This window comes from Microcoleus sp. ARI1-B5, from assembly GCF_036705795.1.
Taxonomy (GTDB): Bacteria; Cyanobacteriota; Cyanobacteriia; order Cyanobacteriales; family Microcoleaceae; genus Microcoleus.
Window position 1 is genome coordinate 119295 of record NZ_JAUBVK010000014.1, and the last position, 26857, is coordinate 146151.

Annotated in this window: 22 protein-coding genes; 7 read left to right on the plus strand and 15 right to left on the minus strand. The window is 45.7% G+C overall.

All coding sequences use genetic code 11. The annotated features are described in order from the left end of the window. The first annotated feature begins 47 nt into the window (after positions 1 to 47). The 3 genes from QUB63_RS20415 (at position 48) to QUB63_RS20425 (ending at position 4499) form a co-directional block, all read left to right on the plus strand. On the plus strand, positions 48 to 1463 hold the full coding sequence (locus tag QUB63_RS20415; RefSeq protein ID WP_332947113.1) for an MBOAT family O-acyltransferase: 1416 nt from the start codon (positions 48 to 50) through the stop codon (positions 1461 to 1463). Positions 1464 to 1467: 4 nt separating this feature from the next. Continuing rightward, positions 1468 to 2439, plus strand: a complete 972-nt coding sequence (locus QUB63_RS20420) for an SGNH/GDSL hydrolase family protein (protein WP_332947114.1) — start codon at positions 1468 to 1470, stop codon at positions 2437 to 2439. A 281-nt stretch (positions 2440 to 2720) separates the two neighbouring features. Further along, positions 2721 to 4499, plus strand: coding sequence for a hypothetical protein (locus QUB63_RS20425; RefSeq protein WP_332947115.1), 1779 nt, complete (start codon positions 2721 to 2723; stop codon positions 4497 to 4499). A gap of 101 nt (positions 4500 to 4600) precedes the next feature. Here QUB63_RS20425 and gloA read toward each other — a convergent pair whose 3' ends face one another. From gloA to QUB63_RS20445, 4 genes are all read right to left on the minus strand, one after another. Beyond that, the gene (gloA, locus tag QUB63_RS20430; RefSeq protein ID WP_332947116.1) at positions 4601 to 5029 is read right to left on the minus strand and encodes a lactoylglutathione lyase; all 429 of its coding nucleotides are present in this window, start codon (positions 5027 to 5029) and stop codon (positions 4601 to 4603) included. A gap of 206 nt (positions 5030 to 5235) precedes the next feature. Continuing rightward, positions 5236 to 5502 carry a hypothetical protein gene (locus QUB63_RS20435; RefSeq protein WP_332947118.1) on the minus strand — a complete coding sequence of 89 codons (267 nt, stop codon included), beginning with the start codon at positions 5500 to 5502 and terminating at the stop codon, positions 5236 to 5238. 19 nt (positions 5503 to 5521) lie between these two features. Continuing rightward, a complete protein-coding gene (locus QUB63_RS20440) occupies positions 5522 to 7771 on the minus strand; it encodes a heavy metal translocating P-type ATPase (protein WP_332947120.1) in 2250 nt (749 codons plus the stop codon). A gap of 86 nt (positions 7772 to 7857) precedes the next feature. Continuing rightward, the gene (locus QUB63_RS20445) at positions 7858 to 8052 is read right to left on the minus strand and encodes a heavy-metal-associated domain-containing protein (protein ID WP_332947122.1); all 195 of its coding nucleotides are present in this window, start codon (positions 8050 to 8052) and stop codon (positions 7858 to 7860) included. A gap of 192 nt (positions 8053 to 8244) precedes the next feature. Between QUB63_RS20445 and QUB63_RS20450 the strand changes: the two genes are divergently transcribed. Further along, positions 8245 to 8961, plus strand: coding sequence for a DUF305 domain-containing protein (locus QUB63_RS20450; RefSeq protein WP_332947123.1), 717 nt, complete (start codon positions 8245 to 8247; stop codon positions 8959 to 8961). A 188-nt stretch (positions 8962 to 9149) separates the two neighbouring features. Then, positions 9150 to 9734 carry a D-glycero-alpha-D-manno-heptose-1,7-bisphosphate 7-phosphatase gene (locus tag QUB63_RS20455; protein WP_332947178.1) on the plus strand — a complete coding sequence of 195 codons (585 nt, stop codon included), beginning with the start codon at positions 9150 to 9152 and terminating at the stop codon, positions 9732 to 9734. 211 nt (positions 9735 to 9945) lie between these two features. Here the strand turns inward: QUB63_RS20455 and QUB63_RS20460 are convergent, their stop codons facing one another. The 5 genes from QUB63_RS20460 to ftsH2 form a co-directional block, all read right to left on the minus strand. Then, positions 9946 to 11163, minus strand: a complete 1218-nt coding sequence (locus tag QUB63_RS20460) for a hybrid sensor histidine kinase/response regulator (protein ID WP_332947125.1) — start codon at positions 11161 to 11163, stop codon at positions 9946 to 9948. Positions 11164 to 11172: 9 nt separating this feature from the next. Further along, on the minus strand, positions 11173 to 14103 hold the full coding sequence (locus QUB63_RS20465) for a PAS domain S-box protein (protein WP_332947126.1): 2931 nt from the start codon (positions 14101 to 14103) through the stop codon (positions 11173 to 11175). 124 nt (positions 14104 to 14227) lie between these two features. Beyond that, the gene (locus QUB63_RS20470) at positions 14228 to 15517 is read right to left on the minus strand and encodes an aminopeptidase P N-terminal domain-containing protein (RefSeq protein WP_332947128.1); all 1290 of its coding nucleotides are present in this window, start codon (positions 15515 to 15517) and stop codon (positions 14228 to 14230) included. A 307-nt stretch (positions 15518 to 15824) separates the two neighbouring features. Next, on the minus strand, positions 15825 to 16223 hold the full coding sequence (locus QUB63_RS20475; protein WP_332947129.1) for a hypothetical protein: 399 nt from the start codon (positions 16221 to 16223) through the stop codon (positions 15825 to 15827). Between the two features lie 252 nt (positions 16224 to 16475). After that, positions 16476 to 18362: an ATP-dependent zinc metalloprotease FtsH2 gene (gene ftsH2 / locus QUB63_RS20480; protein ID WP_332947130.1), complete on the minus strand. Its 1887-nt coding sequence runs from the start codon at positions 18360 to 18362 to the stop codon at positions 16476 to 16478. Between the two features lie 403 nt (positions 18363 to 18765). Here ftsH2 and QUB63_RS20485 point away from each other — a divergent pair, with 403 nt between their 5' ends. Both QUB63_RS20485 and QUB63_RS20490 read left to right on the plus strand, forming a co-directional pair. Then, complete coding sequence (locus QUB63_RS20485; protein WP_332947132.1) at positions 18766 to 19848, plus strand: ParM/StbA family protein; 1083 nt, start codon at positions 18766 to 18768, stop codon at positions 19846 to 19848. Positions 19849 to 19868: 20 nt separating this feature from the next. Next, complete coding sequence (locus tag QUB63_RS20490; RefSeq protein ID WP_332947134.1) at positions 19869 to 20387, plus strand: hypothetical protein; 519 nt, start codon at positions 19869 to 19871, stop codon at positions 20385 to 20387. 265 nt (positions 20388 to 20652) lie between these two features. Here QUB63_RS20490 and QUB63_RS20495 read toward each other — a convergent pair whose 3' ends face one another. The 6 genes from QUB63_RS20495 to QUB63_RS20520 all read right to left on the minus strand — a co-directional run bounded on the left by QUB63_RS20495 (position 20653) and on the right by QUB63_RS20520 (position 26785). Beyond that, entirely contained in the window at positions 20653 to 20988 is a 336-nt protein-coding gene (locus QUB63_RS20495) for a hypothetical protein (protein ID WP_332947135.1), read from the minus strand. Positions 20989 to 21014: 26 nt separating this feature from the next. Further along, positions 21015 to 21938: a hypothetical protein gene (locus QUB63_RS20500; RefSeq protein ID WP_332947137.1), complete on the minus strand. Its 924-nt coding sequence runs from the start codon at positions 21936 to 21938 to the stop codon at positions 21015 to 21017. Between the two features lie 217 nt (positions 21939 to 22155). Further along, positions 22156 to 23553: a magnesium transporter gene (gene mgtE / locus QUB63_RS20505; RefSeq protein WP_332947138.1), complete on the minus strand. Its 1398-nt coding sequence runs from the start codon at positions 23551 to 23553 to the stop codon at positions 22156 to 22158. 153 nt (positions 23554 to 23706) lie between these two features. Continuing rightward, on the minus strand, positions 23707 to 24588 hold the full coding sequence (locus QUB63_RS20510) for an amino acid ABC transporter substrate-binding protein (protein WP_332947139.1): 882 nt from the start codon (positions 24586 to 24588) through the stop codon (positions 23707 to 23709). 182 nt (positions 24589 to 24770) lie between these two features. Continuing rightward, on the minus strand, positions 24771 to 24986 hold the full coding sequence (locus QUB63_RS20515; RefSeq protein ID WP_332947141.1) for a hypothetical protein: 216 nt from the start codon (positions 24984 to 24986) through the stop codon (positions 24771 to 24773). Positions 24987 to 25048: 62 nt separating this feature from the next. Beyond that, the gene (locus QUB63_RS20520; protein WP_332947142.1) at positions 25049 to 26785 is read right to left on the minus strand and encodes an ABC transporter permease; all 1737 of its coding nucleotides are present in this window, start codon (positions 26783 to 26785) and stop codon (positions 25049 to 25051) included. Between the last annotated feature and the right edge of the window lie 72 nt (positions 26786 to 26857).

Genomic DNA, 26857 nt, shown 5'->3' on the forward strand with positions numbered 1-26857 from the left:
CTAAAATTTTATCTCTTGCCCTAACATTTTTTGATTGACTGACATCTATGCTATTTCCAACTTACCAATTTCTAGTATTTTTCCTAATTATTTTTAGCACGATCCTCTCTTTGAAGCCCAAAGTCGATTTATATAAAATTGTCTTGCTAGTTTCCAGTTTATTATTTTATTCCTTTTGGAGTTTCGACTTTCTCTGGCTCCTAGTTTTAGGTACAGTCTACAATTATATCATTCTCCGGGCTGTTTGCAACGGGAAATATAAAAAACTTGCTTTCGTCTCCGGCATAATTTTCAACATTGCCAATCTCGGCATCTTTAAATATTGCAACTTCTTTGTAACTTCGTTATTTGAGGTACTGAACCAGCTACACATTCCCGCTAGCTTTCAAGTTTTGCAAATAATCGCCCCCGTCGGCGTATCGTTCTACACATTTAGAATGATTTCGCATTTAATCGACTGCTACCAGCACAAAATCCCCTGTCCGAAATTTGTAGACTACGCCACATACATTACCTACTTTCCCCAAATTGCCTCCGGGCCAATCTCGCGGCCTCGCGAATTTTACACGCAGCTAAATTCACCAAAAAAATACGACTATCAAATCGAAGAAGTTATCGTTTTGATTTTGTCTGGACTCTTCAAAAAATATACTTTATCGAGCTTTTTGTTTAACTTCACTCAACTGCCCTTCAAAGTCCCCCAGCAGTACAGCAGCATCGATTTAATCCTCGCCGCAATTTCCTATTCTTGTTTGATTTATGTAGATTTCAGCGGCTACTCGGATTTAGCTAACGGCATCTCTTGCTTGCTGGGTTTCAAACCCATTCCTAACTTTAATATGCCATACCGATCGCTGGGCTTGCAAGAATTTTGGAAAAGGTGGCACATCAGTCTTTCCGAGTGGTTGAGGGATTACGTTTACTTTCCCTTAGGTGGCAATAAATACGGCAAGTTGCGGAAGTACGTAAATTTACTGATGACAATGGCGATCGGCGGATTTTGGCACGGCGCAGGTTTAAACTTTATTGTCTGGGGAGCAATTCACGGTTTAGGATTGATTGTCAACCATTTATGTAAAGATATCCCCCAAGCTATCCACCTCAAATTAGACTATGCCTTTCCTAGATTTGCGCGATTTTGCAGTTGGCTGTTAACATTTAGCTTTGTGACTTGTAGCTGGGTATTTTTCGGCACTCCCAACTGGGAAACTGCGATCGGGTTTTTTCAGGGAATTTTTCGTTTTTCGTTTGCAACTTTTCAATTCAACTTTTGGCAATTGTATTTAGTAATTGCCGTCATTGGCGCGATCAACTTGTGGGGCGAGATCATTTCCAAGGTATTGCAAACCGTATTTTCCTTAAAAAACCTTTTCTTTCGGGTTGTCTTAGTTTCGCTGTTCGTGTATGCTATCTTGATGTTGGGCCCGAGTACCGTCCCGCCTTTTATTTACTTTAATTTCTAAGAACATGAGAGACAGAGAAATTTTGCTGATTGTCACTTCTGTAATTCTCACTTTAATATTTTCCAACTTATCCTTATTTCTCAAAAGCTTTTCTTCAACTCCTTTCGCCAGTCCCGAAATTAAACAAGCAGCGCGCCTGATCGAAATAGACGGCTTCAGGAAATCCGAACAAGATTTTTGGAGCAAAATTAAAGATATTAACTTCGATAGCCTCCCCAAAAAATCCGCAACTTCTCCAGTCCCAACCGCAACAAAATCGGCACTTGTCCCCCAAAAACCTGCTAAAAAACCCACTCCAGCTAAACCAAAACTAACCGTACCTTATCGCAAATTTTTATTTATTGGCGATTCAGTAATGTTCGACTTAGGAACTCAACTCCAGTATACTCTCAAAGAAAAATACAATATTACCGATACAAAACTTGACTACAAAGTATCGAGCGGATTAAATCGGATAGATTATTATGACTGGTATGCCAGAACCAGCGAAATCATCCAGGATTATCGACCGGATGTAGTCATAATTTTGTTCGGAGGCAACGATCCTCAAGATATCATTGATTCTCAAGGAAAATACCGGGCAATCCTGACCCCAGAATGGCAAAAAGCTTATCAAGCAAGAGTAGATAAATATGCCAAGTTACTTGACTCCTCCTCGGTGAGAAAAGTGTATTGGATAGGTCAATCCACAACTAACAAATCTTGGTATTTCAAAGCTTTTCCCATCATGAACGATATCTATAAAAATGCGAGCAAATCTTCACCAAAAATTGAATTTATTTCTACTTGGGAGACTTTTGCAGAAGCTGGCAAATTTGTTCCGGTAGTTGCTGATAAATCGGGCAAGCGAGGCTATGTAAAAATTAATGACGGCGTGCATTTTACCTCCCACGGAGCTCAAATTATCAGCGACTTAATCGTTGACAAAATGGCGAAGGACAAAATCTTAAAAGCTCCGAAAAAGAAACCTGCATAGTAGGTTGATTTGACCCAAAAAACCCCCACATACAAATTTGACATTTTACCAATTAATGCAAAATTATATATTTAGTCCAGGACGTACATTTGCGTTGCTCAACCCGGTTACTGCGGAAAATATCGGGTTGAGTAACGAGAAATCTACTCGTGAAATTGGGTTTCTAGCTGTGCGTCCACTGCGTCCAGGACTAATATTGACAAAAAGCAGCAGTAGATGTAAAGTGGCATTCAACATCGGACAACGGCGTTAAGATCTAGCAATTGTCATGGCGACAAATTATGACAAGCAATCTCTGGAAACTCGATCGCACTACCATCCCTGAGTCAATGGAGTGCAGCGGCACAGCGCTGACCTTCACTCTAACTAAGTATAGTCAACCTTGGCAAAGAATAAACACAGTTGACTCAATCGTGCAACAGTGCGGAACCGAGCCTTTTGCGGAAGTTTTGGGCGTACCGAAAAGCGGGATATTAGGGAAAGATATACCGGAATCCGCCAGAAAACCGCATCCGAATTTGCTGTTTCGCGCTTTGGCAATTCAGGCATTGGGCAAGGTGCGAGAGGGTCTGATACCAAGTGTGAATTTTCCTCTATCAAGTGATTATAGGGAAAATCTGCTGGCGGTGTTGGAACAGGAAGCGCGAGGGGGAGCGACTCCTTTAATTCAGTGGTCTGCGGCTGTTAGTATGCAGTCAATTTGGTTGGATGAAGCAGGGCAAGGACAAGGCAAGGAATCTGCTGTCAATGTCACAATCAATGCAGCGGAAATTGAGCGGCAGGTTGTAGAAGAGCAAATTAAACTGTTAGCCAGCCACAAATTTGCTGTGGAGCACAGCAGCAGAAATGACAGCGGTAAGGAATATGAGAATTGTCGAGATTTTTGGGTGTACGGCCCTAGCTGGCTGGTGCCCGGTGTGCCAATGGATTGCGAGGAATATCTGTTTTGGCTCGATCGCGTATTTGCTGCGATCGCACTTAGGGGCGATGGGTACAAATTTAAGACCGAAAACGATGCAGCGGTAACAAACTTTTTGGAAGTAGCCCAAAAAAATTTTAATGACTTGGAATTTTCCCAAATACTTGCCAAAATTTTTGAGTTCCTGCACCACCCGGAAGCGACAGTAAAAAATCTCTCGGCAATTATTTTAGAACCTTACAAAGATCGGCTAGACCGAAAATCGGCGCAAATTATGACAGCGCTCGTATATAAATTTCAGGTAAAAAATCAGCCCTTAGAATCTCTGACTATTCCCGAAATTGAGGAGTGCAAAGCATCACTCTCTCAAGGCCAAATGGAAATTGACGAGGTGTATTCTGAGGCTTTGTCGCTGTGCGGCGATGATGTCGAAATGGCAAATTTATTGTCAGCTAAACAGAGAGAATACCAAAATAGTGTAGGCGAGCATATCAACAATCTTAGCAAGTTAGTTAAGTCGATCGTAGATTGCCAGAGCTTGTTAGATGCGAATAGGGAACTTTTGTATTTGACAGTAGAGCGGCTGCAAGAATGGGATTACACCCTAGGCAATAAACTGGCTGCTCACCGCAAGAAACTCCAAAACTTGAGTGTTGACAAAAGTACCTCGGAACAGTGCATAAACCTCGACAACGATCTGAATTTTATCAGAGATTCTGTGCAGTATACTTTGTATGAAGTTACATCAAAAATTAACAGCCGAATTAGAGATTTAGAACTTTCGGCGTCCAAAAATAACAAGACTGCAACAGAGATGTTTAAGTGGACGTGGGTATTGTTAGGGGTGTGGTTTTCAATAGGGCTGCTTTTGTATTTATCCGATGCAGTGATTAACTCGATATTGACTGTCAACTACTACCAAAGTGAATTTCTAGTCTATTGGACTGTGTTCTTTATTGTGATGGTGGTATTTTTGTTAGTATTAGCTATATTCTTTGCGACGCTCGCTGCCTTAGACAAGCGCCGAGAATCTAAATTAATTCCTAAATTTGATAGTTTAAGCCAAATAGGCAACAGTTTTTCTATTTTGTGGCAAAAGAGTTACTTGCAGCAGTTTGTACCGTCGGTGCGATCGAATTAAAAGTGTTGAAAACCCCCTCGCATCCCCTCAGTAAGGTGCGTCAGAGCCCGAGTTTCAACGTCGTAACTCAAAAAGTTTGTTGGTGACGCACCCTACCACGACTAAGATGCAGTCGCCGCAGCTACTTTCTGACTGCTGCTACCTTGATTTCCCAGTTGGATTAATTCAACTTTATATCCATCAGGATCTTGCACAAAAGCAATGACTGTTGAACCGTGCTTCATCGGGCCGGGTTCGCGAGTAACTTGACCGCCGCGGGCTTTAATTTCTTCGCAAGTACCGTAAATGTCATCAACGCCGATCGCAATATGACCGTAAGCATCCCCCAAATTGTACTCTGCGACGCCCCAGTTGTATGTTAATTCCAAAACTGTAGTATCCGATTCATCGCCGTAGCCAACAAAAGCCAGAGTAAATTTACCGTCTGGATAGTCCTTTTTCCGCAGCAATTTCATACCCAGAACCTCGGTATAAAATTTGAGGGACTCTTCCAGGTTGCCGACTCGGAGCATCGTGTGTAGTAGTTGCATTTAGCTCACTCCAAATTTTTTAAGCTTTCTCAATTTTAGCGAGTTCTCGCTGGAAAAAACCGCGACGGGAAAATTGACCGGGTTTTAGCTCGATACGCGATTGTTAAAACTGTTTATGCCCCGGAGATCCCCTTAAATCCCCCTTCCCAAGGGGAGTAGGGGTTGACGCAAGACAATTCTCTTGTCCCCCCTTGTGTTAAGGGGGGCTAGGGGGGATCTCCGGGCTTAACTGAACCGTATTGAGGCTTAGCTTGCTTTTTACTAAACAAAAACCACCACAGTTCTAAACCAATTAATGTCAATCCGCCTGCTGTTACACCAATTTTTAAACTTAGCGGCTGTTCAATCTGCCGAAATTGAGTTGTTGAATTTGCCGGATGGGTTGATATTTGATTTGCTCGAACTCCCGATGCAATTCCGAGGATAATTCCTAAACCTGCGAGACTTCCTAAAACTTGACGCTGGCTAAACATTGCTCAAATTCCTCCTAATTTATGCAAGAGATTTGGCTTTAAAATTCCGCAAGCGCAAAGCATTAGTCACTACCGAAAGAGAACTGAAAGCCATTGCTGCACCAGCGATAATCGGATTTAGCAGCCAGCCAAAAATTGGGTACAAAACGCCCGCTGCGATCGGTATTCCAGCGATGTTGTAAATAAAGGCAAAAAACAGATTTTCGCGGATGTTCCGCATGGTGGCGCCCGAAAGTTGAATTGCTGTAACTATCCCTTGCAAATCGCCGGAAATTAAGGTGATGTCGCTGGCTGCGATCGCCACATCGGTGCCGGTACCGATCGCAATTCCCACATCCGAAGCGGCCAAAGCAGGTGCATCGTTAATCCCGTCTCCCACCATCGCCACAATTTTTCCTTCCCCTTGCAGCGCTTGGATTTGAGCGGCTTTTTGGTCGGGTCTAACTTCGGCAAAAACGCGAGTAATTCCTACGGATCGGGCGATCGACTCCGCAGTCGATCGATTGTCCCCAGTCAGCATCGCCACCTCCAAACCGAGTTTTTGCAGCGCCTTCACCGCCCGCGCCGACGACGGTTTCAGGGCATCGGCAATGCCCAGAATTGCCTCAATTTTGCCCTCTACAGCCATCCAAACCACCGTTTTGCTCGCAGCTTCCAAAGCGCGCGCGCGCAGCTCCAGATATTCAGTATCGCAGCCCAATTCCTGCATCCATCTCAGGGTTCCCAGGGCGATCGGCTTTCCCCCTAAAACCCCTCGCACGCCGCTCCCCGCCACAGCCTCAAAATCCTTAACATCAGTCAACTTCACCTCTTGAGATTGAGCGTACCTCACAACAGCTTCCCCCAAAGGATGCTCGGAATTCCGCTCTACAGATGCCGCCAATTGCAGCAACTTTAACTCATTGCTGTCCGCCGTTCCTTTAATTGTCACAAAATCAGTTACAGTCGGCTTACCCTCAGTGAGAGTTCCCGTTTTATCTAACACAATAATTTGAATTTTCTGAGCCAATTCTAAACTCTCTGCTCCTTTAATTAAAATGCCATTTTCTGCACCTTTTCCAGTTCCCACCATCACAGCAGTCGGAGTCGCCAAACCCAAAGCGCAGGGACAAGCAATAATCAGCACTTCCACCATTGTCACGGTCGCCAAAGTGAAGTTACCCGTCGCGTTAAACCAAATAATAAAAGTAGCTAAAGCCACGGCAATTACTGCGGGAACAAACCAACCTGTTACTTGGTCTGCTAACTTTTGAATCGGGGCTTTTGAACCTTGGGCGTCCTGCACCATCTTGACAATTTGAGCTAAAAATGTATTTTTTCCGACTCTGGTCGCGCGAAACTTGAAGCTGCCAGTTTTGTTAATTGTCGCTCCGATAACTTCGTCGCCAAGCTGCTTTTTGACAGGCAAACTTTCCCCCGTAACCATTGCTTCGTCTACCGTGGAAGCACCTTCAATTACCTCTCCGTCTACGGGGATTTGCTCGCCCGGGCGCACCTGCACGATGTCGCCAATTGCCACTTGCGCGATCGGCAATTCCAACTCTTCCCCGTTGCGAATTATGCGAGCAGTTTTTGCTTGCAAACCCATGAGTTTGCGAACAGCTTCCGAAGTCTCTCCCTTCGCCCGATTTTCTAGGGTTTTCCCCAACAGAATTAAGGCGACAACGCTGGCTGCAACTTCGTAGTAAACGCTAGGAGTCAAACCTTGGGAAGTGAAGAAACCGGGGAAAAATGTCACAAATACAGAATAAAAGTAAGCAGCACTCGTACCCAAAGCAATCAGGGTATCCATTGTGGCGACGCGCCGTTTAAAGGATTTCCAAGCTCCCAAATAAAAAGATTGGCCGCACCAAAATTGTACGGGTGATGTCAGCACTAATTGCAGCCAAAAATTGTGCAGCCATGCGGGAATGAATGGCAGGTGCCAGCCTGTCATGGCCCCAATTGCACCCACAAGGAGTAGAATGCTTATGCTGCCTGCTGTCCAAAGTTTGCGCTGCAAGTTGTGAGATGCTGATTTGCGATCGGCTTTTTCTGCATCATCCTCTGCCATTTCTTGCAGGGGCAAAGCTTCGTATCCCGCCGCATCAACAGCTTCTTGAATGATTGCTAAGTTGGTTTCCTTTGAGTCGTATTGAATGGTTGCTTGTTCCATCCCAAAATTGACATGACACTCACTTACGCCGGGGACAGATTGAATTGCTTGTTCGATAGAGGAAGCACAAGCTGCACAACTCATGCCACGCAATTTAAGTGTGAGATTGTCCATAAATGCCCTCCTAAATTAGACAATTTCCTTGCAACTACCACAGGTCAACTGTCAACTGTCAACTGTCAACTGTCAACTGTCAACTGTCAACTGACTGGATAGCCAGCAGATGCGATCGCTTTTCTAACTTCACTTTCCGGCTTAGCGGTTTGAATCGCGACCAATTTTGTCTTGAGATCCGCCTCAACAGCAGCGGCTGAGTCAATGGCTTGGACTGCTTTTGCGATCGTATTAGCACAAGCGGAACAAGCCATTTTGGGAACTTTTAGCTGTAAAGTCATAATTGGAACCTCAGCAGAAACTACTCTGCTCAATCAATGAATTAACTTTATTATAAAGTCTCCAGTTAGCAGGAGAGTCAAGTAGATTTTAGATTTTAGATTTTAGATTTTAGATTTTTGTAAATTTCATCCTAATTTCATCTCTACGTGACAAGCTGATTATTAAGTGGCCACTTTAAGGATATAAAATCTATGAAACCAATTTCATTAAAAACAGGCTTTGCAGCGCTGACATTAACCTGCACAGCCGCTTTAAGCAGCGGAGTGCTAGCAGCTTGTTCAAAAGCTCCTACAAGCCAAACTCAATCACCAAATATTACCGCAGCAACCCAAACAAATAACAAGCAAGACCCGGCGCCAAGCGGCATGGGTGGCATGAATCATGGCATGAATCACAGTATGTCAATGGATTTAGGCCCGGCTGATGCCGACTACGATTTGCGATTTATTGATGGGATGACAGTACACCATCAAGGTGCTGTAAACATGGCAAAAGATGTGCTCAACAAATCCAAACGCCCTGAAATGAAAAAACTAGCTAATAACATTATTGCTGCTCAAAACCGCGAAATCAATCAAATGAAACAGTGGCGCAAAACTTGGTACGCCAAAGCCGACAGTACGCCAATGGCTTATCACGCTCAAATGGGCCACATGATGCCAATGACTCCCGAACAAATGCAAAGCATGATGATGAGCATGGATTTAGGCGCTGCTGACGCTGAATTTGACCTGCGATTTCTCAATGCGATGATTCCCCACCACGAAGGAGCGTTAGTGATGGCTGAAGATGCTTCTGTGAAGTCGAAGCGGCCGGAAATGAAGAAATTATCTCAAGAGATTCTGACTTCGCAAAAGCAAGAAATTGAGCAAATGAAACAGTGGCGCCAAGCTTGGTACAAAAAGTAGTGAGGGGGCGGATAAATTAATTGCAATATCTGTAGATACTGTCTTGAAATTTTCAGGGTAGCTAGAGTATAATTGAGGTCAAACGGTTTTGGCACCTTAAAATCCCAAAAGCCTTTGAACTCCAATTATTTGAACTCTACTCCTTGACAGTTCCAGACAGTATATACAATCCGATCGATCGCAATTCTATGAAACGAGCAGTATTTCTCGACCGCGATGGCGTTCTCAATATCGAAGTCGGCTACATCCACAAAGTAGAAGATTTGCATTTAATCCCCGGAATAGCCCAAGCTGTACGCCGTTTAAATGACCAACAAATATTTTGCTGTTTGGTTTCCAATCAATCGGGCCCAGCGAGGGGTTATAATCCGATTAGCCACATAGAAGCTTTGCACAAACGCCTGTGTCAGTTATTAGAAAATGAAGCCGGAGCAAAGTTAGATGCTCTTTATTACTGTCCTTATTTAAGCGCAGCCCAAGGCGGAACAAACCCCGAATTTACGCGGTATTCGACTTGGCGAAAACCAAATACGGGGATGTTGGTAGCGGCGGCTTGGGAACACGATTTGGATTTGCCGAATAGTTTTATGGTGGGGGACAAAGCGACTGATGTTGATATGGCTCACAATGCCGGCTGTACTGGCATTTTGGTGCAGACTGGTTACGGAGAAAGCGTGTTGAGCGGGGAGTATCAGCACCATACTAAACCGGATTTTATTGCAGCAAATTTAGTGACGGCGGTTGAGTGGATTTTGCAACACTTTGATGATTAGCTGATGTTTCAAGCCTGGAATAAAAAACCTATTTGTAGGGTGCGCCGCGGCGCACCTTACCCATATTACACGCATAGCTACCGACAAAAAAAGCAGAAATTTTTTCTCGATTTACTAGACTATAATTGCTTGAAATTATCTGCGTTGCATCTGTGCTGCACCTGCCTGACATCTGCGTTCGATATATCGCTCAAAGATTCATGCAATAAGTCTACTGAGTTTTAAAGGAAAGGGCTACGTAAGGAAGCGCGACTGTAAAGGTAGTACCAACGCCGATTTGGCTTTCGCAGGCGATCGCACCTCCTTGCACATCCACAGCTTTTTTAACAATCGTCAATCCCAAACCGTTACCTTTAATCTTTGCAGTATTCTTGCAGCGGTAGAACATTTCAAATATTTTCCCTGCTTCGGTTTCTGGGATGCCCATACCTTCGTCTCGGATGCGGATAATTAGTAAAGGAGAGTTAATATTTGTAAATTGGGAAGTGGGAAACAAACACTGAGGAGACAAGCAGAATATAGCTTCTTTGTCTCCCTCCCCTGCTTGACTGTATTCCAATTCTAAGGTGACTTGCCCGCCGTTTGGAGAATATTTGATGGCGTTGACGATTAAGTTAGAAATAATGCAGTGCAGCAATTGTCGATCTAACATCGCGCTGGTAACGCCTGACGGGATTAATGTTAGTTTGTGCTTGGCTTCATTTCCTAACTGCAATTGAGCTAGCAAATCTTGACAAAATTCGACTAAATTTATCGGTAATGGATGGCATTTGAGTTGGCCTGCTTCAGCTCGCCCCATGAACAGCATATCGTCGATTAGCTGGTTCATCTTTTGGGTAGCTGAGTGCACTAGGCGCAAGGTTTTGACTTGCGATTCGTCACTGCTGCGAGTTCGATCGAGATTCAGGAGCTCGGCAGAGATTAAAATCGTGTTGAGCGGGTTGCGCAATTCGTGAGCAGCCATTGAAATATACTGGTTTTGGCGCTGCGATTTTTCTTCCACCGACTCTCTGGCTGCTTCCGAAGCTTTGAGAGCGGCTCGCATCTTGGCTTCGATTTCGTGCCTGTGCAGGGCAATCTCGATCGCCACCCGCAAATCATTTTGTTGAAATGGTTTGATAATGTAACCGAATGGGTCTGTTAGTTTCGCTCTTTGCATCGTTTTATCGTCGGCATAAGCTGTTAAAAATACTGTTGGTACATCTATCTTGGCTCGGATTTTTTCGGCTGCTGTTACGCCGTCCATGTCACCTTTAAGCACGATATCCATTAGAACTAAATCCGGCGGATTTTCGGCGACTTTTTCTAGAGCTTCTTCCCCAGAAGCAACTGTAGCTGTTACTGCATAACCCAGTTTTTTTAATCGGCCTGCTATGTCCTGGGCTACAATAAATTCATCTTCAACAACCAAAATTTTTCTAGGGTTCATTTTCTTTTCTTAAATGCGACGCCGATAATTTAACTCAATGAAAGTAATATGGTAACAAGTTCCGCACTCACTGTCAATCACAAGAGTTCCCTCTAATTGCTGAGTCAACATTCGCACTAATCGCAATCCTAATGTTTCGGTAGTTTCCACATCAAAGTCCGCCGGAAATCCGCTGCCGTTGTCTTGAATACTTAAATAAAATTGGTGAGCATTTATTTCCTGAAAATTAATGTTAATTTCACCTTCTAAACTTTGGTTAAAGGCATATTTTAAGGAATTAGAAACCAGTTCGTTAATAATTAAGCCGCAAGGGATTGCTGTTTCTATGTTTAAATATATGGCGTCAATATTGAGATTGAATTGGATGGAAGTGTTGCCGCAACCAAAAGATTGATACAAATTAGCAACCAAGTTTTCGACGTAGGGGAGGAGATCGATGCGATCGATATTTTCCGATTGATAAAGTTGCTCGTGAATCAGAGCCATTGAATGGATGCGGGTTTGGCTTTCTTCAAATAAAGCTAGCGTCGGTTCGTCTTCAATGTATTGAGCTTGAAGTTGCAGCAAGCTGGAAACTACCTGCATATTATTTTTGACTCGGTGGTGAATTTCTTTCAGCAATACTTCTTTTTCGCGCAGTGCTGCTTGGATGCGGGCCGAAGTCAATTTGCGATCGCTAATATCTTCGCAAATACCCGCAAGCCGATAAATTTTGCCCGATTCGTCGTAAATGGGAAAAGCTCGATCGCACACCCAGCGAATTGTGCCATCTGGTCGAAAAATCCGATATTCGGTACTGGTGGACTCGCCCTGCAAAACTCGCCCAAATGCCTCTTGCAACAACAGGTGTTTATCTTCTGGATGCACCCACTCCATCCATCTTAAGGGATCGCCATACAATTCTTCGCGACTGTGCCCCCAGATTTGTTCGTAAGCTGGACTCACATACAATAGATCGGTCAATTCAGCAGAAATTAGCCAGAAGCAATCTTGAATATTTTCTGCTAACTGGCGGAAACGTTCTTCACTTTCGCGGATAGCTTTTTCTGCCTGTTTGCGCTCGCTGATATCTTCTGCAATGCCAACGACGCGGTAAACTTGACCTGCTTGATTTCTAATCGGAAAAGCCCGATCGCGAATCCAGCGAATTTCGCCGTCCGGTCTGACAATTCTATATTCTATCTCGTCTTCAGATACAACTTTTCTAGTGAGGGTAGCAATCACGCGAGCCCGATCTTCTGGATGGATAAACTCTGCACAAAAGTGCCCGCAAGCATACAAATCAGCGCAGCTTCTCCCCCAAATTTTTTCGTAACCCGGACTGATATAAATAATTTCCTGGGGCGGAACGCCTACCATCCAAAACACACTTTCAATGTTTTCTGCTAGCTGTCGGAACCTTTCTTCGCTTTCTTTCAGTGCTGCTTCTGCTTTTTTGCGATCGCTGATATCTTCTATGACTGCTATGTTGTAAACTGCTCCGCTCAACGGTTCTTCGACTAGGGAAACAGTGATATTTACCCAAACTAAAGAACCGTCTCGACGCACCAAGCGTTTTTCTATGTTGAAACAGTCAAATTCCCTAGCAAACAACCTGTTATTTTTCGCCAAGCCGGGAGCTATATCTTCACAATAACTGACATCCATCCAAGTTCGGCACAGCAATTCTTCGGCAGTATATCCTAAAATATTGCAAAACTTTTGGTTGACTCGCAAATAGCGGCCAGTTTTGTCGCCGTGGGTAATGCCGACTGCGGCTTGTTCGACGGTTGCCCGAAAGCGTTCTTCGCTATCTCTGAGGGCGGCTTCTGCTTTTTTGCGATCGCTAATATCGCGCTGCACGCCAAAATGTCCGACGATTTGGCCGTGGGAATCGTAAATGCAAATATAGTCGCCTTCCACCCAAATAGGAGTCCCATCTAACTTGCGATTGTCATATTCGATGTGAATTCGGCCAGCATCAAATAATTGCCCGATCGCCTCTCTGCCATCACCCAAGTTGTGGGACAAGAAAGAGTTAAGCCTCAAGCCCATCAACTCTTCTCTAGTAGCTCCGTATTGAGCTATAAAAGCATCGTTTGCCTTCGTTACCCGCCCGCTAGCAAATACGTAATCCAAGACTTTTTCTTTGTCAGCGGTATCGTCCCAGCGTACTGGCTCCTCCAGCATCATAAAGAAAAAGCCATCTAAAGATTGAGAGAAAAACAATTCTAGCTGTTGCTGGCTTTCCCGCAAAAATTCTTCGGTGCGCCAGCGATCGATAATTTCTTCCCGCAATTGTTGGTTAGCTATTCTTAAATCTTCAGTGCGCTTTTGATATTTTATTTCTAGCTCATTCTTCAGTCGTTGCAGCGCGAATTCTGCCTGCTTTTTTTCGGTAATATCTTGAGTAACTACCATGCCTGCAAAAATTTCTGCCCGGTCGTTTTTGACGGGAGCAACTGTTGTAGAATAAATGCGCTCGCGGTATTTATATTCAAAATTATTCTCTTCTCCCGCTAAAGCTGCGCGATATTTGGTTTCAAAAAGTTGCAAATCTTCAGGTGGGGCTACTTCCCACAAGGTTTTGCCTTCCAACTGTTCTTTGGACAAACCAACTACTGCCAAACCTTGACCGTCAACCAGAGTATAGCGCAAATCAGGATCGAACAAAAATACCGAACCATTCGGATAATGTTTGATGAGAGTTCGGTACATTTCCTGGCTTTTTTCGAGAGATGCGATTAACTGAGTGCGATCGTCGTCGGTGATATCCCACTCAGTTGCCCGAGCCCAAGAGCCGGCATTCTCGACTGCTTTGAGTTGTGCTGCTAATTTCTGGCACAATTCTCTCTGCTGCTGCAAATCCTCTTCGAGTTGCCGAATTTTTGCGCTTTGCTCTGCGACTAATGCTTCGCAGCTTTCGAGAGGTCGATCTATATCTGTAGGATAAATACACATAATGGCTCTATGTTTTGCAGTGCTGGATCGAGCTTTTTCAAGGCAATACTAACAAAGCTCAAGCCTTCAGTGCCAGCTTAATTAGTCAAAATCTTTCTTGACTTTTGCCGAAAGCCTTCTCTCTTTATTTAGGAACTCCCGCCGTCAAGACTTCATGACTGTCAACAGTCACCAAAACATCATCTTCAATTCTCACACCAATACCGCGCCATTTTTCAGGAACCTCCGGCTGTCCTTCAACGGGTTTAATATAAGGAGAAATATAAATCCCCGGTTCCACCGTCAGGACTTGTCCCGCTTGCAAAAGTTGCGGATTTTCGCCGTACTGATAAACACCGACATCGTGCACGTCCAATCCCAGCCAGTGACCAGTGCGGTGCATATAAAACGGCTTGTATTTCTCCTCTTTAATTATCTCTTCTATGTCGCCGACCAAAAGTTTTAAATCCATTAAACCTTCCACCAAAACCCGCACTGCTGTTTCGTGAATTTTGCTGTAAGGATTTCCGGGATATACTTGACGAATTGCCTGCGTTTGTGCTTGCAAAACTAAGTCGTAAATTATCTGTTGTTCGGCGGTGAATTTGCCGCTGACGGGAAAGGTGCGAGTAATATCGGCGTTGTAGTAGCCGCAAGCACAACCGGCATCTATTAGCAGCAAGTCGTTTTCCTGCATTTGGCGGTTGTTTTCGATGTAGTGGAGGACGCAGGCATTGTTACCGGATGCCACAATTGAAGGATAAGCGGGAGTGCCGCCATTCATGCCAAAAATATGTTCGATTTCTGCTTGAATTTCGTATTCGTACCTGCCGGGTTTGGCAAATTCTAGGGCGCGATTGTGGGCTGTCACTGAGATATTAGCTGCTTGGCGCATTAATGCTAATTCTGTTTCGCTTTTTACCAGCCGCATCGGGTGTAAAATGATGTTGGAATCTTCGATCGCTGTGGGGCCTGTACCGCGTTTGGGGTAAGTGCGCATCAAGCTTTGCCAGTGATTGAGCACTGTTTGGTCGAAAGTTCGATCGCGCCCGAAGTGATAGTATATGCGATCGGCTTTTTCTAAATATTTCGGTAGTTTTTCGGCAAGTTCGGCGATGGGAAACGCTTCATGGGCGCCGTACAACTCCTTAGCGCCTTCAACTCCAGCGCGATAACCGTGCCAAGTTTCTTTTTCCAAGTCTTTTGGCTGCACAAACAAAACAAATTTGTGTTCTTCGTGGTGCGGCGCGAGCACTGCTACCGCCTCCGCTTCGTTGAAACCAGTTAAATAGAAAAAATCGCTATCTTGTCGGTAGGCGTATTCAACATCGTTGTGCATGACGGCTGCGGGCGCGCTGCGAAATATTGCCGTCCCGGTGCCAATTTTTGCCATTAACTGTTCGCGTCTTTGCCGGTATTCGCTGGGGTTGGTCATCCGATTTTAGATTTTAGATTTTAGATTTTAGATTGAGCCCTAAGTCTCGATCGACATTTTATGCTTATTCGATCGCCAATTTACAAGTATAGCAACCGCCACATCTGGCGCGGACACAAATAACCTCATCAATAGCTCCCTGAAACCGCTAGCATAAACGGTTTGATTAGGGTACTATGTAACTGTCACAGGTCACAGGTCAACTGTCAACTGCTATATAGTCAACCAGCCGAGACAAAGACGATTTGAGATTAAAGACTTGAATAATTAAAGACTTGAAGCTTAAGTCTCGATCGACATTTTAGGCTTATTCGATCGCCAATTTACAACTATAGTCAACCATCCGAGACAAAGATGAGTTGCGATCGACTAAAGTCCATCTCGGATCGAAATTCGACCAATTTTCGCCATCTTCGCTAACCCTGACAGTTCTAAACTCTCGCTGCTTGCAGTTAACTTCCATCTGCGCCAGCAATTTCTCGTTACTAAACTGCTGAGTTCCTAAAACAGTTCTGACGGAATAAGAAGGAGCACCGGGAAAATTGGATTTACTTAATTTTACGCTGCTGGGGTCGATGCAAATATCTACAAAACATCTTAATTTTTCTGCGCGGGCGCTCAAAGTATTGAGGGGAATAAAAATCAAACTAGCTATTAAAACTATTGACAAGTTCTTAGTTGTGTGCTTGTAAAATCTAGTTTTCATCTGCCTTAATTTGCGTTCATCTGCGGTTATTATATCAAAAATCCACTCGGCGGTTGAAACCGCTTCTTGTCAAACAAAACCCGCCTGCGCGGGTTGAATTTCTTCAATTAACTCGGCGGTTGAAACCGCTTCTTGTCAAACTTTCGTCCGCCTGCGCGGACTGAATTCATGCAACCCGCGCAGGCGGGTTTTGTCTGTGTAGCAGCGAATAGAATTCGCCCGCTTTTATTCGCTTTTATTCGCCCTGACTTTTTAAAGCTGAGGAACGTATTGTTCTTTTTCAGGAACAAAAGTGTATTCAGAGACGATCAGCCGCAACTCTTCGCCGTCGATGGTTTCTTTTTCGATCAGCAAATCGACTAAACGATCGACCACGGTACGATTTTCGCGAATAATTCGGCGGGCATCTTCGTAGCAGCGATCGACAATTTCCCGGACTTGTCCGTCAATCCGAGAGGCAATTTCTTCGGAATATTCCGATCGCGCCGTGTAGTCGCGACCGAGGAAAATTTCGCTTTGCTGAGCTTCCAGGGCGATCGGGCCCAAAGTAGACATCCCGTAGCGAGTCACCATTTGTCGGGCCATGCCGCTGACTTGCTGCAAGTCGTTGCCGGCACCGGTGGTTACTTCAGCATCGCCGAAAACTACTTCTTCGGCTGCGCGGCCGCCCAAAGCACCGCTAATCCGGGCTAGGATTTGCGATCGAGAAATCAAGCCTTGGTCTTCGCTGGGCATGAACCAAGTCAAGCCGCGGGCTTGTCCGCGAGGAACTAAGGTAACTTTTTGTACGGGATCGTGGGCTTGAATGACAGTACCGACGATCGCGTGGCCGATTTCGTGGTAAGCAATCAAGCGCTTGCTCTTGCTGTCCACCAGCGGTGTGCCTTCCATACCTGCGACGACGCGATCGACTGCATCGTCAACTTCGAGCATCGTAATCGCTTCTTTGCGGCGTCTTGCTGTTAAAATAGCAGCTTCGTTGAGCAAGTTAGCCAAATCAGCACCGGTAAAACCGGGAGTGCGGCGGGCGATCGCGTCCAAAGAAATCTCCTCAGACAGCTTTTTGTTGCGCGCGTGAACTTCAAGAATGGACAAGCGGCCTTTGATATCCGGTGTATCAACCGTCACTTGGCGGTCGAAGCGACCCGGGCGCAGCAAAGCGGAGTCGAGCACGTCGGGGCGGTTCGTGGCAGCAATGATGATAATGCCAGTATTGCCTTCAAAACCGTCCATTTCGGTCAGCAACTGGTTCAGGGTTTGTTCCCGTTCGTCGTTACCGCCGCCGATACCTGCGCCGCGCTGGCGGCCCACTGCATCGATTTCATCGATAAAAATGATACAAGGAGCATTTTCTTTAGCTTTCTTGAACAAGTCGCGGACGCGGGATGCGCCGACACCGACGAACATTTCCACAAATTCTGAACCGGAGATGCTGAAGAAAGGTACGCCGGCTTCGCCTGCGATCGCTTTTGCCAGCAGGGTTTTGCCGGTTCCGGGAGGGCCCACTAGCAGCACGCCTTTGGGAATCTTCGCGCCGACTGCGGTGAAGCGTTCGGGTTTTTTGAGGAATGTTACGACTTCTTGAAGTTCTTCTTTGGCTTCTTCCACGCCTGCTACGTCGTCGAACAGTACGCCTGTTTTAGCTTCCATTTGAAAGCGTGCTTTGGATTTGCCAAAATTCATGGCTTGGCCAGGGCCCCCCGGCACGTTGCCGCCGCGGCGGAAAAGGAAAAACAGTCCTGCTACTAATAAGAGGGGAAATACTAGATTGCCTAAAACTCCCCAGATAGCGCCGTCGTTGCGCAGGGGGTGAGTGTCGAAGCTGATTTTGGAGTCTCTGAGTCGAGAAACCAGTTCTGGGGCATTTGAGGGCAAGTCCACGCGCCACCGCTGCACGTGATTGTCCAGTTCCGGATCGATTGCTTCGACAATCGCTGTGCGGCCTCCGTCGTAAAGGTCAACGCTGGTGACTCGATCGGCGTTTAAGTAATCTAAGAATCTACCGTAGCTCAGGCGGGTGCTGGCGGTGTTCTTGGTCATTTCAGCAGGGGATGGGGCGAAGGCTCCCTGCCACAAGAAAAAGCCGATGACTAGGGCGGGTAAAGTCCAAAGTAGTATAGTTCGCCAAGAAATTTTCATAAATGCGGGTGCCTTGAATTGGGGACAGATCGGGTAAGCTCGCGGTGTCGGAGGAGTGCCACAAAAGTTTACACTCAGAATCTTAACTAAATTTAACTTAACAATGCACGATCGGGCAATAGGGCGTATTGTCGCGATCGAGAATAAAACCGACAATCAAGCATCCAGGGTATCTGGCCCCCGTCCGAGCGGCCGCTCTTGTCGCCTGTTTAATCTAAAATCTAAAATCTAAAATCTAAAATCCATGTTTGGGCGATCGTCCCGAATATAATGTTTGGTGCTGATTTCAATACCGATCTAGGTAGAGTTAAAAGAATCGCCTCAAAACCCACTGTCTTTAAGCGCGGCAGTGTCCAGGGATAAGGCATGATAATGGTGAGGCTCAGTGAGGTAACACATTTCAATGACAACTAGACAGCTTGTTCCTAATTCGGCTATGCTGACGCAGCAGACTAAGATCGCGAATCACAAATCGATTATTAGTGCTGATTTGGGTCGTACAGCAACTAAAGCTTGCGTGAGTCGCAACCCGAGCAGCGTTGTGTTCATCCCTGCCAACGTGGCTAATATGTCCGTGGAAAAGGTGCGGGGCGGCAGCTTTGAGTCGAAAGCAACAGACCCTCTGTTGGATATGTGGCTGGAGTACCAGGGCAAAGGGTACGCTATAGGCCAACTGGCAGCAGACTTTGGCGCTAATCTCGGCGGCGCCGACCAGTCGAAAGTAGTGGATGCTTTGGTTAAGGTTTTTTCCTGTGCTGGATATTTCCAGATGAAGGGCGAAATAGCAGTAGTGCTGGGTTTGCCTTTTTATTCGCAGGAGCAGTTTGAGAAGGAAAAGGAAGAGATTATCAGCCAACTGCGCTCTCCCCACGTTTTGGTGTACCGCGGCGAGCGTTTGGAAATTGACATCCGCCACGTTTGGGTGATGCCGGAAGGATTCGGCAGCCTGATTTGGTGCGAGGCTCAAGACAACAAGGAGTTTTCGCCGAATTTACCGGAACTGTCGGTGGCTGTTGTCGATATCGGACACCAAACTACTGATTTGTTAATGGTCGATCGTTTCCGGTTCGCCCGGGCAGCTTCTAAGAGCGATTCCTTCGCCATGAACAAATTCTACGAACAAGTTGCCTCAAAGATTCCGGGGGCAGACCCTCAATCCCTGTCTTTACTAGAAGCGGTGAATAAACCGGAGGGCCAGCGTTTCTACCGTCCTAGAGGAGCGACTAAGCCGACTAATTTAGATCCGATTATTAAGGATTTGCGGGAAGCTTTCGCTAACGAACTGTCCGAACGTTTGGTGCAGTGGCTGCCGGAACGGGTGACGGATGTGGTTCTGACTGGCGGCGGCGGCGAGTTTTTCTGGGAGGTGCTGCAACCTTTGCTTAAAGACGCCAATCTTAAGGCTCACTTGGCTCAGCCTTCTCGGAAAGCTAATGCTTTGGGACAGTTTATTTATGCTGAGGCTCAGCTAGCCACGATAAAGTAACGCATTAAGGCTTGAACCCTATGGCACTGTGGGCAAAAAATAAGGCGAATTTCTCGGTGGCGTTTACAGAAGATGCTGCGGATCAAACTTTGCTGGCGGCTATTGAAAAAGAGTTGGCTTTCACCAAGTATCAGACTTTCAGCAATCTCTGCAAGCAAGCTTTGTGGCAGTTTTTGTCTGTATCTGAGTCTGCTAGCTCTACTGATAGCTTTCAGAGGTTGGAACAGCGTATTGCTGAACTTGCGGTCAGATTTGCTGAGTTCGAGCGCAATGTTTCTGCTGAGGAATTAAGCCGTTTGGAAGGACTGGAACATCACCTGAGTCAACTGGGCGCGCAGTTGGATCAGTTGCAGGGGAGTGTTAACAGTAAGTTTGCTCAAGTTTCTTTTGCCCAAGTTTCAAAAGTAGTAGAGCCTGACCCGATTGAGTCTAATTCTGTGGCGGATGATAATGTAGTTTCTGATGCTGAGGTTGCTCCTCGTCGGGATTCCGATCCTTTATTGGAGCGTTTAAGTTCTTTGTTACCCCAAGATTTCTAGAATGAGGTAGAGCAAGGCTAAAAAGCCTTGAGATGTGATGTTAGGGGGCCGCTGTTGGCAGCGGGTACTGAATAAATAAACAAAGCCGATCGCTCTTTTACAAAAAAGGGCGATCGCTTTGTTATGGAAGAAGTCATTAGTCATTAGTCATTAGTTATTAGTCATTAGTCAGTAGTCAGTAGTCATTAGTCATTGGTCATTAGTCATTAGTCATTAGTCATCAGTCATTGGTCATTAGTCATTAGGAAGAAGGCAAAGTTCTCAATTACCTATTTCCCAATTCCCAATTACCTTTTTCCCAATTCCCAATTCCCAATTCCCAATTCCCAATTACCTTTTTCCCAATTCCCAATTCCCTATTTGGCCGATGCCCGATGACCTGTTTGGCCCATGACCTGTTTGGCCCATGACCTGTTTGGCCTGTTTGGCCTGTTTGGCCTGTTTGCCCCATGACCTGTTTGGCCTGTTTGGCCGATGCCCTGTTTGGCCCATGACCTGTTTGGCCCATGACCTGTTTGGCCTGTTTGGCCTGTTTGGCCTGTTTGGCCCATCCCTCCGCTTCGCTCCGCCCAATTCCCAATTCCCAATTACCAATTACCAATTACCTTTTTCCCAATTACCTCGATATTATTCGATCAATCCTAATTTTTGCAAGCGCGAACGAATGGCACTAGGCTGTCGCTCAAATCTCTGAGCCAATTCGCCAATTTGTTGACCGCTAGCATATTCTTTCTGCAAATTCTCGTCTTCCTCCCGACTCCACTTTACGTAAGCTCTGGGATATTTATGGCGAATTTTCTCATTCTGGGTTTTAGCTCGATCGGCATTTTTTCGATCGGCATTCAAGCCCGAACCCAACTGTTGGTTAATTTCCCCGCCGCGACTAGCTACAGCCTCCTGTACCCGGCTGGGAATGACCGCAATTTCTTGAGAAAGCTGAGCCAAAGCATTGTCTACTTGTTGCTGGAGTTCTGTTAGCTGGCGCTGCTGCAAATTCCCCCACTGCGGCAGTTCGTTGATAAACTCCTGCAAGTCCAGAATTACTGTTGTCAAATTTTCGACTTGTTGCAGCTCCGGCCGCTGTTTGAATTGGCGGCTGGTGAGTTCGATCTCGCTTTGAATCATTTTAATAGTTTTTTCTAAAATTATTAGTCGCTGGCGCAGGTTCTCAATTGCTGAAATTAGAGAGTGTGCATTTTCTCCCTGCGCAACATTGAGATTTTCGCGAGATGTTTGGGCAAGAGCTGTATCTAAAGCATTTACAGCAATTTGCAATTGCTCGATCGCCCCATCGCTAGCAGCGGCTTGTTGGTTTACGCGATCGAACGCTGCCGCCGTACTTGTTTTAACTTGCCCGCGCAACTTCTGCCGGTTTACAAAATTCAACACCAGCGAAATCACTACAGGCACTTCGACATAAATGCTCTGGTGCAAAACCAAACTAGCAGCCAATCCCAAAGCCGAGGCAGCCAGAAAAAACAATTCAGCAGTTTCTAACAAATTGATCGACTTGGGATTTGGGATTTTGGTTGGTGAATTAGATGATGACATAGGTTAATACGATTTTAGATTTTAGATTTTAGATTTTCGATTGAACAATGGGGAATGACTGATTTCACGGTTGGGAGCAGGGGTCTAAAGTTGCATTATTTTTTTAAACTGGTATAAGTGTGTGAGTAAAAATAAAGTGTGAGCGCTTTGGGCCCATAATTTAGCACTGGTGAACAACAAATTAAATTTTTTATTGACAGCCATCTAGTTACATATATTATATTTGCAAAATTAGTCGAGCTAAAGTGAAATAAATCAAGACCCCGAGGACATCAACTGCGGTGGTAATAAAAGGAGCAGACATTAAAGCGGGGTCTAAACCCAAAGAACGAAAGAGAAACGGCAGAGCTGAACCGGCAATAGAAGCTAAAATTGCGATCGCCAACAAACTCACCCCCACCGCGATTGCCACGGCTAAATTCCCTTGCAGAGTGTAAGCCCAGCCCGTCGCTACCGTCCCCAATATAGCTCCTAGCAGCGCTCCTGCCATCCCCTCGCGGACAATTACTTGAAACGGGCCCATTGCTGTAATTTCGTCAGTGTTCAAACCGCGAATTACCACAGTTGAGGACTGAGCCCCGACATTCCCTCCAGTACCCGTCAGCAGCGGAATAAAGGCGGCTAGGGCAACTACTTGGTGCAAAATATCTTCTTGAGCTCTAATAATTGCCCCGGTGACAGTATTGGTTAAAAGCAGAACAAACAGCCACACCACCCTTTTGCGGGCAACGGTAATTAAATCGGTCTGAAAATAATTGTCGCCGCCGGACTGGACGCCGCCTAAGGTATAAATATCTTTATCAGCTTCTTGTTCTAAAATGTCGATCGCGTCGTCAACTGTAATGATCCCCACAAGGCGCTGTTCGCGGTCTACAACGGGCACGGCTAAAAAATCGTAACGCTGGATCAGCCTAGCTACTTCTTCTCGATCGGTTCCTGTTTGCACAGAAACTACCTCGCGGGTCATAATTTCGCCGACAGTTTTGTCGAGGGGAGAAGTGACTAAATCCCCCAAGGATAAAATGCCGCTCAGCCGTCTGGCCGCATCGGTGACGTAAAGAGAATAAATTGTTTCGGTAGTTTTAGCCAAAGAGCGAATTCTATCTAAAGCTTGGGCGACGGTAAAGCTTTCTTTGAGAGAAATGTATTCTGGGGTCATGATCCGGCCGGCGGTACTGGCTTCGTAACCCAAGAGTTGGGCCGTAGCTTCGCGTTCCGTTGGGCTCAATTGACCCAAGAGGCGGCGGACTAAGATTGCCGGCAGTTCGTCAAACAGTTTAGCTCGATCGTCCGGGGACATTTTGTCTACAATATCTAGGACTTCTTGGCGTTTGAATTTTTCGCAGAGCGACTGCTGAACGCTGGAGTCGAGATATTCGTAAACTGCGATCGCTTCGTCTTTGGAAAGCAACCGAAAAGCTATTACTTGCATAGTTTCTGGCAGGCCTTCGATAGCTTCAGCGATGTCTGCTTCCTGCACCGGCTGCAAAATCGCTTTTGCTCCTTGAAAGTCTCCTTGTTCCAACAAAGCCTTTAACTGCGATCGAACTAATTCCCGCAGTTCTTTTCGCGCGTAGGTGGGTAGAGAAGACGATTGATAATTGCTTTCTGTCACTGATGACCCTCCTAAACCTGTGCTGCGCGCCGAACTGAATCCAGTTTAGAGCCTATTGACGCCACTGGTTGCAGCGATCGGACTTGCCCTGACAAGATCCGCACCTTACACCTATTCATAGGGCACGCACGCAGCACCTTACCCGATTTGGGATCAAATACATTTATTTTGATCGGCGATACTCATCGGTAGGAAAGGAGAATTGGGCCCGAACACTTTTTCCAACAGGTTCGTCGAACTTTGATTGCGAATAAAATTGTTGACTGTTTCTTTCCATTCAGTATCGCTTGCCGGCAGGATCATGCCGTAGGAAATGCAGGTTAAAGGCTGCTCCGGTATCAGAGAATATTGGCTTTGAGTTAAACCCTGTCTCAGCGCTTCTCCCACTAACAGCATTCCATCGCTGGCGAAGGCATCGATTTTTCCTGATGCCGCATCTGTTACACCCGACTGTCGGCCCGCGATACCTTCATAAATTTGCTGGTTGGCTAGTTGATATCTGCCTGCAATGAATTGTTGCGTAACAGAACCGCTCAGCACGCCAATTGTCGCGTCTTGCAGGAATCCCGAAGGATTGACTCTCAGTTTATTTTCCGGCTTGACTAACAAATAGGTGCCGCTGTATAAAAAGGGCAGCGAATAGGCAATCCCGCTGGGGGGATTTTTGAGGATTGTATTGGGCCCGCATTCTAAGTGAGCGCGCTTGCTGGTGACGCTGCGGAAGCGCCCTTTTTCGGCTGATTCGTTGAGGTCTGTTTCTACTTTTTCTAAGCGGACGGAGCGATTTAATTTCTTTTCTAAGTCAGCCCTGAAAAGTTCTAAGCCTTCGATGCAAACTCCTTGCCACTTTTCGCCTTCTAAGTAGCCGAAGGGAGCGGCGTCTTTTCTAATGCCGACTTTGAGAATGCCGGTTTGCCGAATTTCTTGCAGTGCTGTCTGGGCTGAGGCAACTGAAGGTAAAGCAGCCGGAAACACTATCGAAAATATGGCTGTAAATGCTGCGATTTTTAAGTTTTTGTTCGTGGCTGAGTTCATTAGTTGGGAATCCAAATATATATTTCACTGGTTATTAATATAATACGCAAAAAACCAATATTGTCAATATCTTTTGGTGGTTGAATTTGGGGCATTATTTTGTAGGGGTTTGGAACTTGTCTGCATCTGCATTGTTTTTTTTATGTTTCACTGCCTTGTATAAGTAGCTATAAACCCGGTTTCTACGAGTTTTCGCAAGCGCAACGAGAAATCTGGGAAGAAACCGGGTTTCTGAGGTCAAAGGTGTTGTCTGCTTTAATTAAGTTGCCATATCTGAGAATTAGGAGCGGCTTTTGATAAGCTTTGATATAGCGCTTATCAACTTTCTCTTCTGTACTCCCCAGTTGTCTTACCAATTCCCAATTCCCAATTCCCAATTCCCAATTCCCAATTCCCAATCTTTACCTCACCCACTTGAGAATTGCTACAGCTATATTGCTGTTTTCTTTCACCACCCGAATTAAACCAACAACTGATATTTTTCTTGGGCCAAACGGTAAAGCGGACGCCACACCAAACGGTTAGTCAATACTACCAACAGCGACATCACAGAAGTAGCCGCTAACAGCAAAGGAAAATTCCCCGAGGCCGTTGCTTCAGAAATCGTCTCGCCCAAACCGCTGGTTTTAATTATTTCACCTTTAAACTGCACGTATTCGCTGACAATACTCGCATTCCAAGCTCCGCCCACCGCCGTAATAATTCCTGTGATTAAATAAGGAAAAATTCCGGGCAGGATTAAAGTTTTCCAGCGCCCAATTAGGGAAAGTTTGTAAACTCGCGCGGCTTCAAACAACTCCGAAGGTATCGATTGAGCGCCGGCAATAACATTAAACAGCAAATACCACATTGTACCCAACATCATCAGCGCCACAGAACCAATTTGCAAGCCGCCTCCAGCGTGAATTAAAGCTAGCAGCAATACGGGGAATAAAGCCGTTGCCGGTACAGAAGCGGCTATTTGTACTAAGGGCTGCAAAATCTGAGCTAAACGCGGATTTCGACCGATCGCCACTCCGACAGGTACAGTCCACAACAGCGATAAAAATAGGGCGCAAATGACTCGCAAAGCTGTGAAAAATGCACCTCCCACGACTTTTTGCCACTCAGACAAACTCAGCAACCGCAGCAGCAGCACTGCTTCCCATGTTCCCCAAAGCACGATCGCGGCAAACCCGCTGACAAATATCCAATTTATCCAATTTCCGATGCGGCTTTGTTGGCGAGGATTTGTTGGTAAATTAGCAGGTGCAAAACCTCTGGCCAAACCGCGATCGAAACTGTCACCTACGGGCGAAATGCGCGACTTCAACACCCGCAGCGTCGCCGATCGCCTTAAAAAATCCAACACCTTTGACTGCGGTACATTGGTCGCTTCTACGGCTTGATATTTAAACTTTTCCACCCAAGCAATCAAAGGCTGCCAGATCAAAAAGTCGATCGCGACAATCACACCAATTAATACTGCTAAACCCCAGCCGATCGCCCCAAAATTGCCTTCATTGGCTGCCTTGCCCAAATAGGAACCGAGCCCGGGCAAATGAAAATTTTTAGCGCCCAATGTAAAAGATTCGATCGCAATCAAAAAGAACCAGCCGCCCGCCACTGACATGACGCTGTTCCACACCAGCCCGATCGCACCGGCAGGCAATTCTAACGTCCAGAACTGCTGCCAAGCATTGAGCCGATAAACTTGAGCAGCTTCCTTAAGTTCTTGCGGAATGCCGGAAAGCGACTGGTAGAAACTAAAGGTCATATTCCAAGTCATCCCAGTAAATATTAAGATAATCGATGCGAGTTCTACGCCGATTCTTTGACCGGGAAATAACGTAATTAGCGCTAAAACTACTCCGGGCAAAAAAGACAAAACCGGAATCGACTGCAAAATGTCTAATAAGGGAATTAAAATTTTTGCTGCCACGGGAAAGCGGTAAGCTGAATAAGCATAAACTAGGGTAAATAGCAATGACAACAAATAGGCTGCTGTCATGCGTAAAAGAGTCTGGGCTGTATAGGCTGGCAAGACATTTAGCGTGGTCTCAATTTTAAAGTTTGGGTTGTAGTCGCTGTTGAATTGAGAAGCTGTTTGGACAATTACTAAGATTAGAGCGAAGATTGCTAGAATCAGCAAGCCGTCTTGCCAAGTCCAAGCCGATCTTTCTAATGTTTTATTGGCGGGTGTTAGAGGTCTTGTCATAAGAACGGAGAGGGGGAGAGGGGGAGAGTGGGAGAATTTCCCAATCAATTACGAATTACCCATAACTAATGA

Bases quoted from the DNA above. Each gene is read 5' to 3' on its own strand.
- QUB63_RS20520 (WP_332947142.1), bottom strand. From the start codon at position 26,785: ATGACAAGACCTCTAACACCCGCCAATAAAACATTAGAAAGATCGGCT.
- QUB63_RS20465 (WP_332947126.1), bottom strand. From the start codon at position 14,103: ATGTGTATTTATCCTACAGATATAGATCGACCTCTCGAAAGCTGCGAA.
- QUB63_RS20425 (WP_332947115.1), top strand. From the start codon at position 2,721: ATGACAAGCAATCTCTGGAAACTCGATCGCACTACCATCCCTGAGTCA.
- QUB63_RS20415 (WP_332947113.1), top strand. From the start codon at position 48: ATGCTATTTCCAACTTACCAATTTCTAGTATTTTTCCTAATTATTTTT.
- gloA (WP_332947116.1), bottom strand. From the start codon at position 5,029: ATGCAACTACTACACACGATGCTCCGAGTCGGCAACCTGGAAGAGTCC.
- QUB63_RS20485 (WP_332947132.1), top strand. From the start codon at position 18,766: ATGACAACTAGACAGCTTGTTCCTAATTCGGCTATGCTGACGCAGCAG.
- ftsH2 (WP_332947130.1), bottom strand. From the start codon at position 18,362: ATGAAAATTTCTTGGCGAACTATACTACTTTGGACTTTACCCGCCCTA.
- QUB63_RS20440 (WP_332947120.1), bottom strand. From the start codon at position 7,771: ATGGACAATCTCACACTTAAATTGCGTGGCATGAGTTGTGCAGCTTGT.
- QUB63_RS20510 (WP_332947139.1), bottom strand. From the start codon at position 24,588: ATGAACTCAGCCACGAACAAAAACTTAAAAATCGCAGCATTTACAGCC.
- QUB63_RS20455 (WP_332947178.1), top strand. From the start codon at position 9,150: ATGAAACGAGCAGTATTTCTCGACCGCGATGGCGTTCTCAATATCGAA.
- QUB63_RS20500 (WP_332947137.1), bottom strand. From the start codon at position 21,938: ATGTCATCATCTAATTCACCAACCAAAATCCCAAATCCCAAGTCGATC.
- QUB63_RS20420 (WP_332947114.1), top strand. From the start codon at position 1,468: ATGAGAGACAGAGAAATTTTGCTGATTGTCACTTCTGTAATTCTCACT.
- QUB63_RS20490 (WP_332947134.1), top strand. From the start codon at position 19,869: ATGGCACTGTGGGCAAAAAATAAGGCGAATTTCTCGGTGGCGTTTACA.
- QUB63_RS20475 (WP_332947129.1), bottom strand. From the start codon at position 16,223: ATGAAAACTAGATTTTACAAGCACACAACTAAGAACTTGTCAATAGTT.
- QUB63_RS20435 (WP_332947118.1), bottom strand. From the start codon at position 5,502: ATGTTTAGCCAGCGTCAAGTTTTAGGAAGTCTCGCAGGTTTAGGAATT.
- QUB63_RS20470 (WP_332947128.1), bottom strand. From the start codon at position 15,517: ATGACCAACCCCAGCGAATACCGGCAAAGACGCGAACAGTTAATGGCA.
- QUB63_RS20445 (WP_332947122.1), bottom strand. From the start codon at position 8,052: ATGACTTTACAGCTAAAAGTTCCCAAAATGGCTTGTTCCGCTTGTGCT.
- QUB63_RS20450 (WP_332947123.1), top strand. From the start codon at position 8,245: ATGAAACCAATTTCATTAAAAACAGGCTTTGCAGCGCTGACATTAACC.
- QUB63_RS20460 (WP_332947125.1), bottom strand. From the start codon at position 11,163: ATGAACCCTAGAAAAATTTTGGTTGTTGAAGATGAATTTATTGTAGCC.